The organism is Acinetobacter sp. AC1-2 (genome assembly GCF_016124155.1).
Classification (GTDB): Bacteria; Pseudomonadota; Gammaproteobacteria; order Pseudomonadales; family Moraxellaceae; genus Acinetobacter; species Acinetobacter calcoaceticus.
On sequence record NZ_JABFFO010000001.1, the window covers coordinates 397,717 to 413,338 of the forward strand.

The 15,622-nt window shown below is 38.5% G+C and carries 15 protein-coding genes; 10 read left to right on the top strand and 5 right to left on the bottom strand.

Annotated elements, in window-relative coordinates; all coding sequences use genetic code 11:
- The first annotated feature begins 244 nt into the window (after nucleotides 1-244).
- From HL290_RS01790 to HL290_RS01805, 4 genes are all read left to right on the top strand, one after another.
- A complete protein-coding gene (locus tag HL290_RS01790; RefSeq protein WP_198495420.1) occupies nucleotides 245-2,002 on the top strand; it encodes a GspE/PulE family protein in 1,758 nt (585 codons plus the stop codon).
- A gap of 75 nt (nucleotides 2,003-2,077) precedes the next feature.
- Nucleotides 2,078-2,437, top strand: coding sequence for a NirD/YgiW/YdeI family stress tolerance protein (locus HL290_RS01795; protein ID WP_198495421.1), 360 nt, complete (start codon nucleotides 2,078-2,080; stop codon nucleotides 2,435-2,437).
- 107 nt (nucleotides 2,438-2,544) lie between these two features.
- Nucleotides 2,545-3,207 (top strand): response regulator transcription factor, encoded by a 663-nt coding sequence (locus HL290_RS01800; protein WP_004643474.1) that lies wholly within the window; start codon nucleotides 2,545-2,547, stop codon nucleotides 3,205-3,207.
- Nucleotides 3,204-4,544, top strand: a complete 1,341-nt coding sequence (locus HL290_RS01805; RefSeq protein WP_198495422.1) for a sensor histidine kinase — start codon at nucleotides 3,204-3,206, stop codon at nucleotides 4,542-4,544. The genes HL290_RS01800 and HL290_RS01805 overlap by 4 nt, the downstream gene beginning before the upstream one ends.
- 71 nt (nucleotides 4,545-4,615) lie before the next feature.
- Here the strand turns inward: HL290_RS01805 and hemP are convergent, their stop codons facing one another.
- Complete coding sequence (gene hemP, locus HL290_RS01810; protein WP_002118129.1) at nucleotides 4,616-4,786, bottom strand: hemin uptake protein HemP; 171 nt, start codon at nucleotides 4,784-4,786, stop codon at nucleotides 4,616-4,618.
- A gap of 136 nt (nucleotides 4,787-4,922) precedes the next feature.
- Between hemP and HL290_RS01815 the strand changes: the two genes are divergently transcribed.
- Entirely contained in the window at nucleotides 4,923-5,825 is a 903-nt protein-coding gene (locus HL290_RS01815) for an NUDIX domain-containing protein (protein ID WP_198495423.1), read from the top strand.
- Nucleotides 5,826-5,850: 25 nt separating this feature from the next.
- Here HL290_RS01815 and HL290_RS01820 read toward each other — a convergent pair whose 3' ends face one another.
- The gene (locus tag HL290_RS01820) at nucleotides 5,851-6,402 is read right to left on the bottom strand and encodes a tetratricopeptide repeat protein (RefSeq protein ID WP_003650683.1); all 552 of its coding nucleotides are present in this window, start codon (nucleotides 6,400-6,402) and stop codon (nucleotides 5,851-5,853) included.
- 21 nt (nucleotides 6,403-6,423) lie between these two features.
- The gene (gene mrcB, locus HL290_RS01825; protein ID WP_198495424.1) at nucleotides 6,424-8,820 is read right to left on the bottom strand and encodes a penicillin-binding protein 1B; all 2,397 of its coding nucleotides are present in this window, start codon (nucleotides 8,818-8,820) and stop codon (nucleotides 6,424-6,426) included.
- 185 nt (nucleotides 8,821-9,005) lie between these two features.
- Between mrcB and HL290_RS01830 the strand changes: the two genes are divergently transcribed.
- The 3 genes from HL290_RS01830 (at nucleotide 9,006) to HL290_RS01840 (ending at nucleotide 10,653) form a co-directional block, all read left to right on the top strand.
- The gene (locus tag HL290_RS01830; RefSeq protein ID WP_003650688.1) at nucleotides 9,006-9,914 is read left to right on the top strand and encodes an NAD(+) kinase; all 909 of its coding nucleotides are present in this window, start codon (nucleotides 9,006-9,008) and stop codon (nucleotides 9,912-9,914) included.
- Nucleotides 9,911-10,183: a YeaC family protein gene (locus tag HL290_RS01835; protein ID WP_004643467.1), complete on the top strand. Its 273-nt coding sequence runs from the start codon at nucleotides 9,911-9,913 to the stop codon at nucleotides 10,181-10,183. Before HL290_RS01830 ends, HL290_RS01835 begins: the two co-directional genes overlap by 4 nt.
- A gap of 62 nt (nucleotides 10,184-10,245) precedes the next feature.
- Nucleotides 10,246-10,653, top strand: a complete 408-nt coding sequence (locus HL290_RS01840) for a hypothetical protein (protein WP_198495425.1) — start codon at nucleotides 10,246-10,248, stop codon at nucleotides 10,651-10,653.
- A 38-nt stretch (nucleotides 10,654-10,691) separates the two neighbouring features.
- On the opposite strand, the gene HL290_RS01845 is transcribed toward HL290_RS01840, so the two are convergent.
- Nucleotides 10,692-11,687, bottom strand: coding sequence for a glycosyl transferase family protein (locus tag HL290_RS01845; protein WP_198495426.1), 996 nt, complete (start codon nucleotides 11,685-11,687; stop codon nucleotides 10,692-10,694).
- Between the two features lie 505 nt (nucleotides 11,688-12,192).
- Between HL290_RS01845 and HL290_RS01850 the strand changes: the two genes are divergently transcribed.
- On the top strand, nucleotides 12,193-13,551 hold the full coding sequence (locus tag HL290_RS01850; protein WP_045430172.1) for a dicarboxylate/amino acid:cation symporter: 1,359 nt from the start codon (nucleotides 12,193-12,195) through the stop codon (nucleotides 13,549-13,551).
- A gap of 163 nt (nucleotides 13,552-13,714) precedes the next feature.
- A complete protein-coding gene (locus HL290_RS01855; protein WP_198495427.1) occupies nucleotides 13,715-14,860 on the top strand; it encodes an acyl-CoA dehydrogenase family protein in 1,146 nt (381 codons plus the stop codon).
- 50 nt (nucleotides 14,861-14,910) lie between these two features.
- Here HL290_RS01855 and HL290_RS01860 read toward each other — a convergent pair whose 3' ends face one another.
- A complete protein-coding gene (locus HL290_RS01860) occupies nucleotides 14,911-15,537 on the bottom strand; it encodes a hypothetical protein (protein ID WP_198495428.1) in 627 nt (208 codons plus the stop codon).
- Nucleotides 15,538-15,622: the final 85 nt, after the last annotated feature.

A 15,622-nucleotide genomic window follows, 5' to 3' on the forward strand; every position in this document is an offset into this window, starting at 1 on the left:
TTAAAAATCATGTGTTCGTTTCCAGTTTATGCTTTTTATTATAGTCAGCATAGTATCTTTTTTAGGCATAGCAACATACAAAATATTTTTATAAACATGACCTATGACGCAAAAAAATATCAAGTTGAGAATTGGTTTAATTATTTGAAGTTGAAGGATATTTAAATAATGGATTTAACGATTTTGGGGTGAGCTAAATCTAAAACATCTCTGCTATATTATAAAAATATATTGGGGATAACGCATGAATGCACATGTAGAAATAGATACCTATTGGTGTCTAGAACAATTATTACAAGAAGGCCGTATCACAGAACGAGATAAATTACTGGTACAGTCAAGCCACCGCCAAAAAGATCAGTTGAAATGGCATCCATTACAGTGGATTGCACATTTTAATTTAAAAGATCAGCAGCACACGCAGGCCCATTTAAGTTTAAACCGTTTGTGTTTATGGTTTGCAGATCGGGTTCAGCTACCTTTATTTGTGATTGATCCTTTAAAGGCAGATGTGAGTGCTTTAACTCAGGTAATGTCGCAAGAATTTGCCATTCGTAATCATATTTTAGCTGTTGAAATCCATGCCGATCGAATTGTGATTGGAACAGACCAGCCATTTCAAACAGATTGGCTCAATAATCTTGAACGAAGTCTAGCTCCTAAAAAAATTGAGCGGGTATTACTTAATCCCGAACAGTTGCAACGTTATTTACGAGAATATTATCAGGTCAGTCGAGCGGTAAACTCAGCTCAAAAAGATGCAGCTCATGATCGTGATAATAAAAATGTTGAGGCTCTTTTACAACTTGGGGATAGTCAAAATCCTGATGCCAATGATCAGCATATTGTGAAATTAGTCGACTGGATTTTACAGTTCGCGTTTGAGCAGAGTGCCAGTGACATTCATATGGAGCCACGCAAAGATAACGGCAAAGTCAGGTTCCGTATCGATGGTGTTTTGCACACCATTTACAACATGCCTTCAAATACGCTAACCGCAGTGATTGCTCGTATTAAAATTTTAGGACGTTTAAATGTCGCCGAAAAGCGTAAACCACAAGATGGTCGATTAAAAACTCGGACGCCAAAGGGCCAAGAAACAGAGCTACGTTTATCAACCTTGCCCACTGCATTTGGTGAAAAACTGGTTATGCGTATTTTCGACCCAGATGTACTGGTACGTTCTTTTCATCAACTGGGTTTTGAAGAGAGTTTATTACAACAGTGGCAACAGTTAACAAAAAATAGCCATGGCATTATTTTAGTCACTGGTCCTACAGGTTCAGGTAAAACGACCACGCTATATTCTTCTTTAAAGCAGCTCGCAACAGATCAGGTTAATGTATGTACCATTGAAGATCCAATTGAAATGTTAGAGCCTAGTTTTAACCAGATGCAGGTCAACAATGCAATTGAACTAGGCTTTGCAGATGGTGTTCGTGCGCTCATGCGTCAAGACCCCGATATTATTATGATTGGGGAAATTCGTGATCAAGATACAGCGAATATGGCCATTCAGGCTGCATTAACAGGTCATTTGGTATTATCAACTTTACATACCAATGATGCGCCGTCTAGTTTGACTCGCTTGCATGATTTAGGCGTGCAACCATTCTTGACAGCAGCAACTATTTTAGGTGTATTGGCACAGCGTTTAGTACGACAGCTTTGTCCGCACTGCAAACAGCAAACTCATATTAATGAGGACGAGTGGCAACACCTAACCTTTGACTACATTATGGAAATGCCAGAAAAAGTTTATCATGCAGTAGGGTGTGAACAATGTCGTCATACAGGCTATAAAGGGCGAGTTGGTATTTATGAATTTATGCCGGTCAGTCTTGAGCTTAAGCATCTTATTAGTAGCCATATGACCTTAAATGATTTGAGAACACAAACTAAAAAAGAAGGTATAGAACCCTTGAGAATTGCGGGTGCACGTAAAGTCATTGATGGTCTTACGACATTAGAAGAGGTATTACGGGTTGTGCCATTAAATTAACTTTTTCTTAAGATTCACCTCATTTATGCATGATGTACTTATGTTATTCCAAGATGTGATTAAAAAGGTAATCTTATGAAAATGCTTAAAGCAATACTAATGACTACAGGTCTAACAGCTGCTAGTGTCGCTATGGCGAATACACCTGTGAATCAGGCAGCAATTGCTCCAGTAGCTGTAACAACTGTTAAGCATGCATTAACGGCTAAAGATAATACACCGGTCAAAGTACATGGTCAGGTTGTAAAATCTTTAGGCGATGAAAAATACCAATTTCGTGACAAGACAGGTAGCATTACGGTTGATGTAGATGATGAACTTTGGCAAGGTCGTCCTATTTCACCAAATACAAATGTAACTTTAATTGGTGAAGTAGACATCGACTATAAGCCTTTAAAACGTGTAGAAATTGAAGTGGATCAAGTTCAGTTCTAATGAGTTGATCTCTAGATCTACTGCTTTCAGCCGCATTTAAATGATGCGGCTTTGCTTTTTTTATAAAGGCTTGGCAAGATCAAATCAGGATATAACAGGAAAAATAGATGAGAATTTTGCTTGCAGAAGATGATCGCTCTCAAGCTGAAAGTATTCAATCGTGGTTAGAGTTAGACGGTTATCAGGTCGATTGGGTTGAAAGAGGTGATTATGCGCTTACGGCAATTGAACAGCATGATTATGACTGTATTTTGCTTGATCGGGGGTTGCCTCAACTGGCTGGTGAAAAAGTTTTAACAACGATCCGCCATAAACAAAAAAATGTTCCTGTTATTTTCATTACAGCACGTGACAGTATTCATGACCGAGTGGAAGGACTAGATTTAGGTGCAAATGATTATTTGGTTAAGCCTTTTAGCTTAGAAGAGCTATCTGCTCGAATCCGCGCTCAATTACGCAAACAAACGTTGAGTCAGCAATCGGTTTTAACATGGGGCGATCTGCAACTTGATACACAAGCGAAAGTTGTATCATGTGCTGGAAAGTCTATTGATTTAACAGCTAAAGAGTTCCAAATATTACGTAAGCTTATGGTTCATCCTGAGCATATTATTACGCGTGATCAATTAGAAGAAGCGCTCTATGCATGGGGTGAAGAAATTGAAAGTAACGCGATAGAAGTATTTATTTATCAGCTCCGAAAAAAAATCGGAAGTAGCAGCATTAAAACCATACGGGGGTTAGGCTACCGTATGGGAGATTTAAAATGAAATCTAATCGCTCATCCTTGCAGTCGCAACTGGTTAAAACCACGATGTGGAGTAGTGTCGTGGTGGGCTTGCTGGCTTTAAGCTTACTCACCATATTTTCTGTTTATCACAACATGTCAGTGCAAGACGAAATCATGGATGAAATTTCAGATACTTTGCTGGTTTCTGATCTTTCTCAACACTCTATGAAACAGTTTGATGAGCTCAGTGACGAATTTGATATTCAGTATGAATTATTAAGTTCTGGGCAATTACTTACTCACTCTCATAGCTATCAGCACGAGCTTTTTGAACAAGGTAATTTATCAGAAGGTTTTTCATATTTTTGGTTTGATGGTCAATTATGGCGTAGTCTGGCTGCACAACAAGAAGACTCTCAACTACAGGTTGAAGTCTTTCAGCCAATGAGTACACGTGTTGAAGAAGTACTCAAAGCACTTGCAGGTTATAGTGGCCTTATGGTGTTGTTCTGGCTACTACAATGGGTCATTGTAAGTTGGCGTACGGAGCAACAATTGGCTGCGCTAAATTTACTTTCTAAACGTATTGCTCAAAAAACAGCATCAAATTTAGAACCTATTCAAGACCCAGATGTCATTACAGAAATTCAACCTGTGATTGATGCTTTAAATCAATTACTCGCAAGGCTGCAAAGGGCATTAGTCGCAGAACAGCGTTTTACCGCAGATGCTTCTCATGAGCTGCGTTCGCCATTATCTGCTATAAAAATGCGCCTTCAGGTTTTACAGCGTAAATATCAACATGTTCCAGAGCTGCATCAAGACTTTGAACGTATACAAGAAGACGTTTCTAGAAGTACCAAAATACTTGAAAATTTACTCCTTCTCGCTCGATTGGAACCCAATGAAGCAGAGCAGCCACAACTTCCTAAGACAGTTATCGATTTAAATTATTTATTGGCTAGAGTTATTGAAACTGTAAATTTAGATGCGAAAGCTAAACAAATGTTGATAGAAACAAATACCTTATCGACAGAAACTAAAACATATGCAAATGAAGAATTGCTATTTATTGCTTTTAGAAATTTATTTGATAACGCCATTCGTTATAGCCCGACTTTAGGCTCTATTCATGTTGAGATTAGTCAGGATGAACAGCAAATTAAGGTGTCTATAGAAGATACGGGAAATGGGGTAGATGACGAAGTGCTATTACGTTTAGGGCAGCGTTTTTTTCGAGTATTAGGTACTCAGCAGCAAGGTTCAGGGTTGGGAATTTCGATTACACGAAAAATTATTGAATTGCATAATGGTGAATTACATTTTATGCATGCTGAACAAGGTGGTCTAAGAGCAGAGATTATTCTTCCGTCATAAAAATAGCATGGTTACCCATGCTATCCATTTTTTGTTTTCCCACGAATATTATTGAAACGCGAGTGTATTTTTTATTTAGTTAAAATTAGACGGTTGTTGCGAGTGAGGCGTAAACGATATTCCTCGCCAGCATGCATAATGCGGATTTCACGGCCTAATGCAAAGAGGTTATTAGAATGTAACATTGGTAAGGCGTGAGCTGTGTCATTGTTACGGGTAAATAAGCTAAAAGGTGCGTTCATTTGTTGTGCTCCGTGGTATATTCTTGAACGATTTAAATGATAATCATTATCGAATAGGTCTGTCAATGAGATTTTTAAAATTTTATAAAATGATAAAATTTGCTTACACTTGAGAAAAGTTTTAGAGAGTAAAAAGATGCCCAAACCAATAGTCGATGTCGCTATAGCAATCTTGATCCATCGTGGAAAAATATTAGTAGGATGGCGCGAAGAGCAGCAGCATCAAGGTGGAAAGCATGAGTTTCCAGGAGGAAAGGTTGAGCAGGGTGAAACACCAGAAGAAGCCTGCCGCCGTGAAATCTATGAAGAAGTGGGTATTGGTTTAAAAGATTGGCATCAATTTGATTATATTCACCATGAATATGATGACATTATTGTCAATTTACATTTGTTCCATAGTTATGTGCCTGATGAACTATTAAATCTTATTCATCAACCATGGGCATGGTACTCAAGGGAACAGTTACTTCATTTAAACTTTCCAAAAGCCAATAAAGACATCATAAAACGACTTTATTGGCCCCATCTCATCAAAATCAGCAATATGCTTACACCTGTAGAAGGCAGTGATGCTTTATTGTATTGGCGTATAGAAAAAGCCGATGCTGATCAGAGATATTTAGAGCAATTAAGTGCTTTAGATGAAAATCAGTTATCAAACTTAATTATTAATACAGATCTTTGGCAGCAGTTGAGCCCTGAGTTAAAGAAACAGATTAAGACCGTTCATTTAAAACAATCTCAGCTCATGAATTTGCATAAGGGCGATTTAACAGTAGGCTTACGTTATATTGCAGCTTGTCATGATGCGGTTTCTTTAAAGCAGGCTGAGCAGATTGGTTGTGATGCTGTTTTTATTAGTCCTGTAAAACCGACAACCACCCATCCAGAAGCCTTGGCATTAGGTTGGGAACGTTTTGCTGATCTCGCCCAAAATAGCCAGATTCCGGTTTTTGCATTGGGAGGAGTGCATCCTGATGATTTAGCTACTGCACAACAGCATGGTGCCTATGGCTTAGCAGGTATTCGTAATTTCTAATAAGAAAATAGAAAAGCATTAAAAGCTAGAGGGCTTTTAATGCTTGTTGCGCTTCTTGAACAGTTTTTTGATTATTGCGTTGTTGTCCAGCTTTTAAGATGGTCAACCAAAGTTGCTTTTTCATGGCCTGACTTTGAGCAAAACTTAAACCACGTCGTGCTAGAGACTCGGCATTAGAATATTGCTGTTTATGATTTGCCGTAAGCGCAAGGAATAGATATGTTTCTGCGGCTTGTGGGGCTAAACGCTGTGCTTGGAGTGCATAGCGTTCAGCTTCTGACCATTGCTGATTTTTGTAAGCCTGTTGGGTTTTTTGCATTAAGACTTTAAATGCAGGTAATTGGCTTCCATCATCATTAAAGCGTTGCGGCTTTTTCTGCTGAGGAACAATAACCTGCAAGTTCTTGCGGTGAATTTCCGGATGATCATAAGGCGTAATTTTTACACCCGATGGAGTTTCCGTGCTCTTTTTCGCTGGTGGAGCAGGTGCTTTGTCTTTGGAGCCAGATTGATCAGGCAAAGTTGTACAGCCGACCATAAGTACAGCACCAATATAAAAAACACCTTTCTTCAACATATCCTACTTTCCTGTTAACGCTTAGTTGTTATAACTACCACTTGAAATTACACGAGAGTTATTTGACAGATCTTGTTCCATCTGGCTTTCACTTTCACGAATATAACTGTCGGTATTATCATCTTGAGAGTCAGGAATTGTGTTATCACTTTGTGGCGTATATGTTGGATCAACTTGATAATAAGGTGCTCCACATGGCGTAGCACGGTGCGGAACCGTATGCGTTAACATCGGAATATACATAGCACCATCACAAGCCTGTGCTGATAAATCACCAGATGCACGGTCAATCCATTGCCACTGTACAGTGTCTGGTTGACGTATATTTACAGGAGTTTGACGTAATTGCTTCATCACATTAATCCATACTGGCAATGCACCAGATGAACCTGTTAAACCAGTCACTTTGTTGTCATCTAAACCTAACCAAACTACAGCAACGTGATTACCTGAGTAACCCGCAAACCATGAGTCACGTGTATCGTTAGTCGTACCTGATTTACCTGCCAATTTTAAAGCTGGAGATAAGCTGCTATAAGCTGCACGACCAGTACCCGAAGACATCACCTGTTGTAAGCCATAATTCATGATATAGCCGACAGAAGGATCAATCGTTTGTTGAACATTAAGGCCATAACGGTCAAGCAGACGACCATTCGCGTCTACGACAGATCGAATCGCACGAGTTGGATATTTAAAACCGCCTGTAGCGAAGTTCTCATAAATTCCAAGTACTTCCATTGGTGACATATTGACTGCCCCAAGGAAAATAGAAGGGTAGGCAGGAATCGTTGATTCAACACCAAATTTTCTTAAATTATTAGTAAAAGTAGATAAACCAAACTCTTGACCCATGCGTACAGCAGAAAGGTTGTATGAGTTTGCTAAAGCTTCACTCAGGCTGACTACACCATGTCCGCCACCACTATAGTTTTTAGGAGTCCAGCTTTTACCACCGTCTACAGGAACACTGATTGGAGCATCTTCAATTTGGCTTGCCCAGTTATAACGTCCAGATTCAATAGCACTTAAATAAATTACAGGTTTCAATAAAGAACCGACTTGACGTTTCGCATCTAAAGCACGGTTAAAACCAGTAAAGTCTTGTGTAGAACCAACCGCTGCAACGAGCTCGCCATTTTCAGGGTGTGCAATCAGCACAGCGCCTTGTAAGTTTTTCAAACGTGCTGGATTACTGTTAGCCAAACGGTCTACTGAAGCTTTAAAAGCATTTTGAACTTGAGTTTGAGTAATTGGGTCTAAGGTCGTAAAAATACGTAATCCCTGATTGGTTAAATCACTTTCTTGATACTCTGTACGTAATTGACGACGTACAATATCTAAAAAGTCTGGGAATTTTGCAGGGCCTAAACTTGGTTTACTTAACACATTTAAAGGACGTGCAATTTCATCTTCATATTCGGCTTGAGTTAAATAACCCATCACACGCATGTTATTTAACACGGTATCGCGGCGTTTTTTTGCACCTTCAGGGTTTTTCCAAGGGTTATATAAAGAAGGGCCTTGTACCAAACCTACTAAATAAGCTTGTTGTGCAACGCTAAGCTCACGTAATGGTAAACCAAAATAAAATTGTGAAGCCAAACCATAACCATTAATTGAATAGCTACCATTTTGGCCCAGATTCACTTCATTTAAATACGCTTCTAAAATTTCATCTTTGCTGTAATGCAGTTCGATGAGTAAAGCCATTAATGCTTCATTGACTTTACGTTTTAGTGTGCGTTCAGGGGTGAGATAGAAGTTTTTAACTAATTGTTGAGTCAGGGTTGAGCCACCTTGACGTTTTCCACCAGTGACATTACTGACCAATGCACGAGCCGTACCACGAATTGAAATACCATGATGATGATAAAAATTACGGTCTTCTGTAGAAATTAAAGCTTCAATGAGTGGTTTAGGGACATTATTCAGTTTAATGAGTACACGGTCTTCATTGTGTTGAGGATAAATTCCTCCAATGAGTAACGGTTCCAAGCGTGCAACGCCGGTTGAAGAGGGTTTAGTACTTCTAACTTCAACAACTTGATCATTTGCAAAACTTAATTCTAAGACTTGTTCTGGTTCAACGCTGTCACCGTAGTCAAAACCACGTGTGTGGATATACATATTGCTGCCTTGAGCAACATAGCTTCCAGACTTGTCATAATTACTTGAAGTTTTGTAACCCAATAGCTTTAATTCTTGAGTGAAATTTGCTTGAGAAATAGGCGCGTTGTTATAAATTTCCAAAGGTCGTGCAAACACTTTGGCAGGAATATCCCACCGCTGTCCTTCAAATTTTTCACGGATAATATTATCTAAACGAATCAGATAGATACTAAGAGCAATAAAAGCACCAATGACCAAAATGGAAAAGATTAGTGCAAAGAAACCGATACCACGTTCAAACTTCATAAAAATGAGATAAAACCCTAACAATGCCTGTAATGATGCGATAGCTTGTCATCAATTTGCAATGATAAAACTGTGAATAATTGGAAAACTTAGATTGAATTTTACAGCATCTTGTAGTTATGTTTTTTTAAATTAATCGGGTTAATGTTATTATAGCCGAGTATCGCAGCGGAGCTTACTCATTCGTGCAAATTTCACATAAGTCCTTCAGAAACGTCGGGTTAATCGGTCGACCAGATAAATCATCAGTTGTAGAAACACTATGTTTAATTCATGATCATTTATTGAACTTAGGTTTGAACCCCATTTTTGATCAGGAAACAGCCGAATTAGTGCCTTATGATCATGCACAGATAGTAAGCCGTCATCTATTAGGTGAAGTTGCTGATTTAGTTATTGTGGTTGGAGGCGATGGTTCTCTACTCCATGCAGCAAGAGCATTGGTCCGTTACAATACCCCTGTTATTGGCATTAACCGTGGGCGATTAGGTTTTTTAACTGATATCAAACCTTCAGAAGCGATTTTTAAACTTGACCAAGTGCTTCAAGGTCATTTCCAGCTTGATCGCCGTTTCTTACTTGAAATGGAAGTACGAACAAATGGCGAAGTTATTTATGATGCAATCGCTTTAAATGATGTCGTTTTGCATTCGGGTAAGTCCGTCCATATGATTGACTTTGAACTCAACATTGATGGTCAATATGTTTATCGTCAGCATAGTGATGGTTTAATTGTTTCTACTCCAACAGGATCAACGGCTTATGCGTTGTCAGGTGGTGGACCAATTTTACATCCAAGTATGGATGCGATTGCATTAGTTCCAATGCATCCCCATACATTGTCATCACGTCCCATCGTAGTCGGCGGGCAAAGCGAAATTAAAATTGTTATTCGCGAAAATCGAGTTTTGCCGATGGTGAGTGCTGATGGACAACATAGTATATCGCTGAATGTCGGAGATAGTTTACACATCCGCAAACATCCATTTAAACTAAGTTTATTGCATCCACCAGGTTATGATTTTTATATGGCCTGCCGTACCAAACTTGGTTGGAACCAAGATTTTGAATCTTTTCAAAGAGATGAATCATGAATATTGAACAAATGCTATCTGTTTTAAACCCTGAAATTGTAGAGCGTTTAAAAACAGCAGTAGAAATTGGTAAATGGCCAAATGGCGTTGTTTTAACAAAAGAGCAGCGTGAGACTTGTATGCAAGCTGTCATTGCTTGGGAGTTGAAAAACTTACCAGAAGAACAGCGTAGCGGCTATATTGACCGTGGTACGAAAGAGGAAGGTGAAGAGTGTGATGATGATCATCACAAGCATGAGCCAGAATTTAAGCCAATTCGTTTTGTTTAATTTAAGAAGCTCAGTGATTACTGGGCTTTTTTTATGTTTATCAAAATATAATAAAGAATCCTATGAAACGTTTAAAACCTATTTACGTACTATTATTTCTAATATTGTTTAGTGGTGCTGCATTAGCCAAACAGCCGATTGAATGTTTACTCAACGTGAAGGTTGTTGCGAGTCGGAAATACACTTCACCTCAAGCTAAATATACAAGTATAAAGAACGACGGTTATCCCATGTTATTGATTGGGATTCAGGTGCTGGAGTCGCAAACAATACGGAGCTCCCAAAAGATCAAAGCGCATCATTTATATTGTAAGACACTTATTGGTCAACAACGAGATGCTTATCTTTCGGGTTCCTACGATTCTAATAAGATTACAATCAAAATAGGTGATCACTTGAAACTAAGAAATATTCATTCTTCAGGTCTGGAATATCCATTTTGGCCAGATTTTTATTATGTTGAACCTTAAAACCAAGGCTATCCAATATAACCTTGGTCATTCATATATTAGAAACGACTATTCCATAACGCTTTTGCTTTCTGCATAGCCTCTTCGAAATTAGTAACAACTCCCATGGTATATAACGCGATTCCGATGGTTTCTGTTACTGCCATTTCTCCATATTCATGATGCTGCTGACCTAACCATACTGCTTTAAAAGTTGCTAAATCTAATTCTTCTTCGGTTGGACTACGTTCAGGTGTGAGCTTTGGTAACTCATGTTCATAGAGTTCACCATTTTTAATACCGCAAATTAATGTTTTTGCATCTGGATTTCGCTCAAATTCACCGCCTTCACCCTTAATGACTGCACTATTTTGATAGCCTAAGCGCAGTGCACTATGTTGATGGGAAGTTCTATAAGCTGGATGAAATATGGCTTGTAAGGTGGCTTTCGCATTAAAAGGATTTATTAAGCGGGCTAAAGTATGAATAGGCGAGCGTAATCCCATCACATTTCTTAAAGAAATCAGTTCACTTAAAACAGGTGAAATCACGTCTAAAGGTAAGTAAGCGAAATTTTGCTCTGCTAACTGAGTACGCACTTCTTGTTCTGAATGACAAATTGGATAACCAAGATATTCTAAAACCTGCTCGGTATAGACGCGGTTAAGGGTATGGCCTGATGCACCATGCATAACAATTTTATAACCGTGTTGAGCAAGGGTGAGGGCCGCTAACAAGAACCATGGATAATGTTTACGTTTACCTGCATAAGATGACCAGTCTAAATCAACTTCTAAAGGCTGGAAATTAAGCTGGTCTCTAGTCGCTTGAACAAATCCTGCGAGTTCATCAATAGATTCTTCTTTAACCCGAAGCAGCATTAAAAAAGCGCCTAACTGCACATCAAGCACTTCACCTTTTAAAATCATGGTAAACGCTTGATACGCTTCTTCATAGCTTAAAGAGCGTGAACCACTTTTTCCTTTACCTAAAATACGGACATATTGAGCAAAGGGATGTTCAGCATCTTTATAGATATTACGTTTAGTATTCATCGTAGTTCAAAAACAATAAAAATGATGGGATGCAGGCAGCTCAAAATGAAATGTCCACAAGTATTTAATCAATATGACATAAAAAACTGTCGAAAAAATATCAAAAGTGTTTCTTATACTAAAGTCTTAGGGCCACATGAGTGTTTTTTGCGCGTATTAGCCAAAAATTTAATCGAATCATTATTTAATTCGAGTACACTTTCTCGTGCTTTTTTGAGCACTCATATCATAATTTTCTGTGATTCTCCTATATCTTCAGCTTTTTATTAAAAAGTAAGAGGTTATTTCTAACTACTCAAAGTGGTTAGGAACTTCAGGTATTCTCCTGTTTTAGAAAACAACTTTTTTTTGTTTTCATTGAGGTAGTAGGAAGGTTTTTTGTTTACAAAGAACCGTTTCCCTTTTGCGGTGTTCATGTGAAAGGTTAGGGCTGTGTATTCGTAAAGAATAGACGTTTCATTTTGGTATTTCCAACGGACTTGGAAATATAGATTGAAGTAAAGTTATGGCTAAAAAACCGATTTATAAATCACTTTATTTTCAAGTGATTATTGCGATTATTGCGGGTGTTCTGGTAGGGCATTTTTCCCCAAGCACAACGCAAATTGTCAATGGTGTCGAACAACATATCCCAGGTTTAGGTGAGCAACTCAAGCCATTAGGTGATGCCTTTATTCGTTTGATCAAGATGATCATCGCTCCAGTTATTTTCTGTACCGTGGTCAGCGGTATTGCTGGCATGGAAAGCATGAAGTCAGTCGGAAAAACTGGCGGCGTTGCGTTGTTATACTTTGAAGTTGTTTCAACAATTGCACTTCTAATTGGCCTTGTTGTAATTAACATCGCTAAACCGGGTGTAGGGATGAATATTGACCCTACCACTCTAGACACCTCGGGCATTCAAAAATACGTCAGTTCTGGTGAGTCACAATCTACCATTGATTTCTTAATGCACATCATCCCGGATACGGTTGTTGGCGCATTTGCAAATGGTGAAATCTTACAAGTCCTTCTTTTTGCAATTCTCTTTGGTTTTGCTTTACATAAGTTAGGTGATGCAGGACGTCCAGTTTTAAAATTTATTGATCAAGTTGCACATGTGTTCTTTAACATTGTGAACATGGTGATGAAACTGGCTCCGATTGGTGCATTCGGTGCAATGGCATTCACCATTGGTAAATATGGCGTTGGTTCACTTGTACAATTAGGCCAATTAATTCTCTGCTTCTATATTACGTGTCTACTCTTTATCTTCTTGATTTTGGGTACAATCAGCCGTATGAGTGGATTCAGTATCCTCAAAATGATTCGCATGATTCGTGAAGAATTATTAATTGTACTTGGTACATCTTCTTCTGAATCTGTTTTACCTCGCATGTTGCGTAAACTCGAAATTGCAGGTTGTGAAAAGTCTGTAGTCGGTTTGGTTATTCCAACGGGTTATTCATTTAACCTTGATGGAACGTCAATTTATTTGACTATGGCTGCAATCTTTATTGCTCAGGCAACGAATACTCAGCTTGATATTCAACATCAGATCACTTTGTTATTAGTACTCTTAATTTCATCTAAGGGTGCGGCGGGTGTAACTGGCTCTGGCTTTATTGTTATGGCAGCAACGTTGTCTGCTGTTGGACATATTCCAGTTGCAGGTTTGGCATTGATTCTTGGTATTGACCGTTTCATGTCAGAAGCACGTGCTTTAACCAACCTTGTTGGTAACTCTTTAGCGACGATTGTTGTTGCTAAATGGGTCGGTGCTTTAGATAAAGATAAGCTCAATGATGCTTTAAATAATCCAGATGAAGTCGACAGAAAAATGATGGAACCAAAAAGTCCTCAAGTCGCTGAAGGTCTAGATTAATTTAAATAAACCTATATAAAAAAGGAAGCTAAAGCTTCCTTTTTTATTGGCTGACTGAAAAGTACAGTTTTAATGAGCAGCTATGCCATGACAGTTGCTAAAAAAATGATTAGCATGCACAGCAATGAGATTCGATAAAACAATAAAGCTGAAGGAAAATATTATGTTGGCATACGATGCAGATTTAGAATTATTCCGTGATAATTTTAAACGTTTTATGAGTGAGCATATTGCGCCTCACTACGACCAATGGGAACGCGAAGGAATCATGCCTCGTTCAGTTTGGAATCAACTGGGTGAAAATGGCTATCTATGTGTGGATGTTCCAGAAGAATATGGTGGTTATGGGGTTCCAACTTACTATTCATTAATGTTAGTTGAAGAATCTGCACGTGCTGGCTTTTGTGCATTATCGACAGCTATTTCTTGTCATTCTGAAATTGCTGCACCATATATTTTACATATCGGGACAGAAGAGCAAAAACAATATTGGTTGCCGAAAATGGTAACAGGTGAAGTGGTTGGTGCAATTGGTATGACTGAACCAGGAGCAGGTTCGGATTTACAATCAATGCGTACTAGCGCGATCTTGCAAGACGATTACTATTTATTAAATGGTTCAAAAACATTTATTTCAAATGGACAACATGCTGATCTTGTTGTACTCGCAGTAAAAACAGATCCTCAAGCCCGTGCAAAAGGTGTGTCATTATTATTGGCAGATACTCACTTAGAAGGCTTTAAAAAAGGAACCAACCTCGACAAAATCGGCCTGCATTCTCAAGACACATCTGAGCTGTTTTTTGACAATGTGAAAGTGCCTAAAAACCAGTTACTTGGTCAAGCTGGGCAAGGTTTTGCTTATTTAATGCAAGAATTACCACGTGAACGTACTGCAATTGCATCTACTGCAATTGGTGCAATCCGCGGCGCAATTGATTTGACAACGGCTTATGTAAAAGAACGCCAAGCATTTGGTCAACCCATTTCACAATTCCAAAATACGCGTTTTGTTTTGGCGCAAGCGAAAATTGATGAACTTGCTACAGCGGCTTTTTATGAAAGAAATATTGCTCTATATCAAGAAGGTAAACTAGATGTAGAAACGGCTGCAGCATTGAAAAGTTTCAGTAGCGATATGCAAATGAAAGTTGCAGATAACTTGCTTCAGCTTTTTGGTGGTTATGGTTATATGACCGAATATCCAATTTCACGTTTCTTTGTAGATGCCCGTATTCAGCGTATTTACGGTGGTACAAATGAAATTATGAAAGAAATCGTAGCGCGTGGATTAATTGGCAAAGCCTAATTAAGCAGAGTAAAAACAGCCTGTCCTAGAACAGGCTGTTTTGTTTTTAACTATTTGTTCTTCTGTTGAATGACAGGGTAGTCTTGTTGTTTCGGTAATTGCTGTAATGCATGATTGATCTTTCTTAAAAACTCATCTGCTTCATCTTGATGAAATGAATCTTCGGTGTATGCACTACGTTCTTGGATATTGATACTACAACCTCTTATTTTCATATTTTTAGGATTAAATGACCAGTCATTTGGATCCTTTAAAGTAATGTCCAAATCACTTTCACAGCTTTTCCATAAACGTAAAAAATCATTTGATAACTCTGTTTTAAATCCTTGTGCGGGATAGACTGAAAATCCTTTCATTTCGGGATTAGAAAACTGTATAAACATGTTTACTGGCATTCCACCCCAAATGATTGCTGTATCTGTTGGTAAAGTGATTCCTGATAAATTTTTCTCTTTCAAAGCATGTGTTTGCTCAAATTTTTGCTTGAAGTGTTGAGACTGATAGGTCAGCTTGGTTTGGGCTGGCACGGGAATGCCCCGAACTTGATTACTGGTAGTAGTTATATAGTACGGGGACGGATCAGTACCATTGCATCCCGCGATTAGGGGACAGCCGCCACAAGCCGTTAGACTGACACTAATTAAACTCAGTAGACCTAAAACAATAATTTTATTCATTCTATTTTACTGTTGTAATGACATCTTCAGACAGTATAACTAATTCTCTCGATTAAGAGCTTTGTCTTTAAGAGGAGTGGAATGC

Bases quoted from the DNA above. Each gene is read 5' to 3' on its own strand.
- HL290_RS01855 (WP_198495427.1), top strand. From the start codon at position 13,715: ATGTTGGCATACGATGCAGATTTAGAATTATTCCGTGATAATTTTAAA.
- HL290_RS01860 (WP_198495428.1), bottom strand. From the start codon at position 15,537: ATGAATAAAATTATTGTTTTAGGTCTACTGAGTTTAATTAGTGTCAGT.
- HL290_RS01845 (WP_198495426.1), bottom strand. From the start codon at position 11,687: ATGAATACTAAACGTAATATCTATAAAGATGCTGAACATCCCTTTGCT.
- HL290_RS01850 (WP_045430172.1), top strand. From the start codon at position 12,193: ATGGCTAAAAAACCGATTTATAAATCACTTTATTTTCAAGTGATTATT.
- HL290_RS01795 (WP_198495421.1), top strand. From the start codon at position 2,078: ATGAAAATGCTTAAAGCAATACTAATGACTACAGGTCTAACAGCTGCT.
- HL290_RS01840 (WP_198495425.1), top strand. From the start codon at position 10,246: ATGAAACGTTTAAAACCTATTTACGTACTATTATTTCTAATATTGTTT.
- HL290_RS01790 (WP_198495420.1), top strand. From the start codon at position 245: ATGAATGCACATGTAGAAATAGATACCTATTGGTGTCTAGAACAATTA.
- mrcB (WP_198495424.1), bottom strand. From the start codon at position 8,820: ATGAAGTTTGAACGTGGTATCGGTTTCTTTGCACTAATCTTTTCCATT.
- hemP (WP_002118129.1), bottom strand. From the start codon at position 4,786: ATGAACGCACCTTTTAGCTTATTTACCCGTAACAATGACACAGCTCAC.
- HL290_RS01815 (WP_198495423.1), top strand. From the start codon at position 4,923: ATGCCCAAACCAATAGTCGATGTCGCTATAGCAATCTTGATCCATCGT.
- HL290_RS01805 (WP_198495422.1), top strand. From the start codon at position 3,204: ATGAAATCTAATCGCTCATCCTTGCAGTCGCAACTGGTTAAAACCACG.
- HL290_RS01820 (WP_003650683.1), bottom strand. From the start codon at position 6,402: ATGTTGAAGAAAGGTGTTTTTTATATTGGTGCTGTACTTATGGTCGGC.
- HL290_RS01835 (WP_004643467.1), top strand. From the start codon at position 9,911: ATGAATATTGAACAAATGCTATCTGTTTTAAACCCTGAAATTGTAGAG.
- HL290_RS01800 (WP_004643474.1), top strand. From the start codon at position 2,545: ATGAGAATTTTGCTTGCAGAAGATGATCGCTCTCAAGCTGAAAGTATT.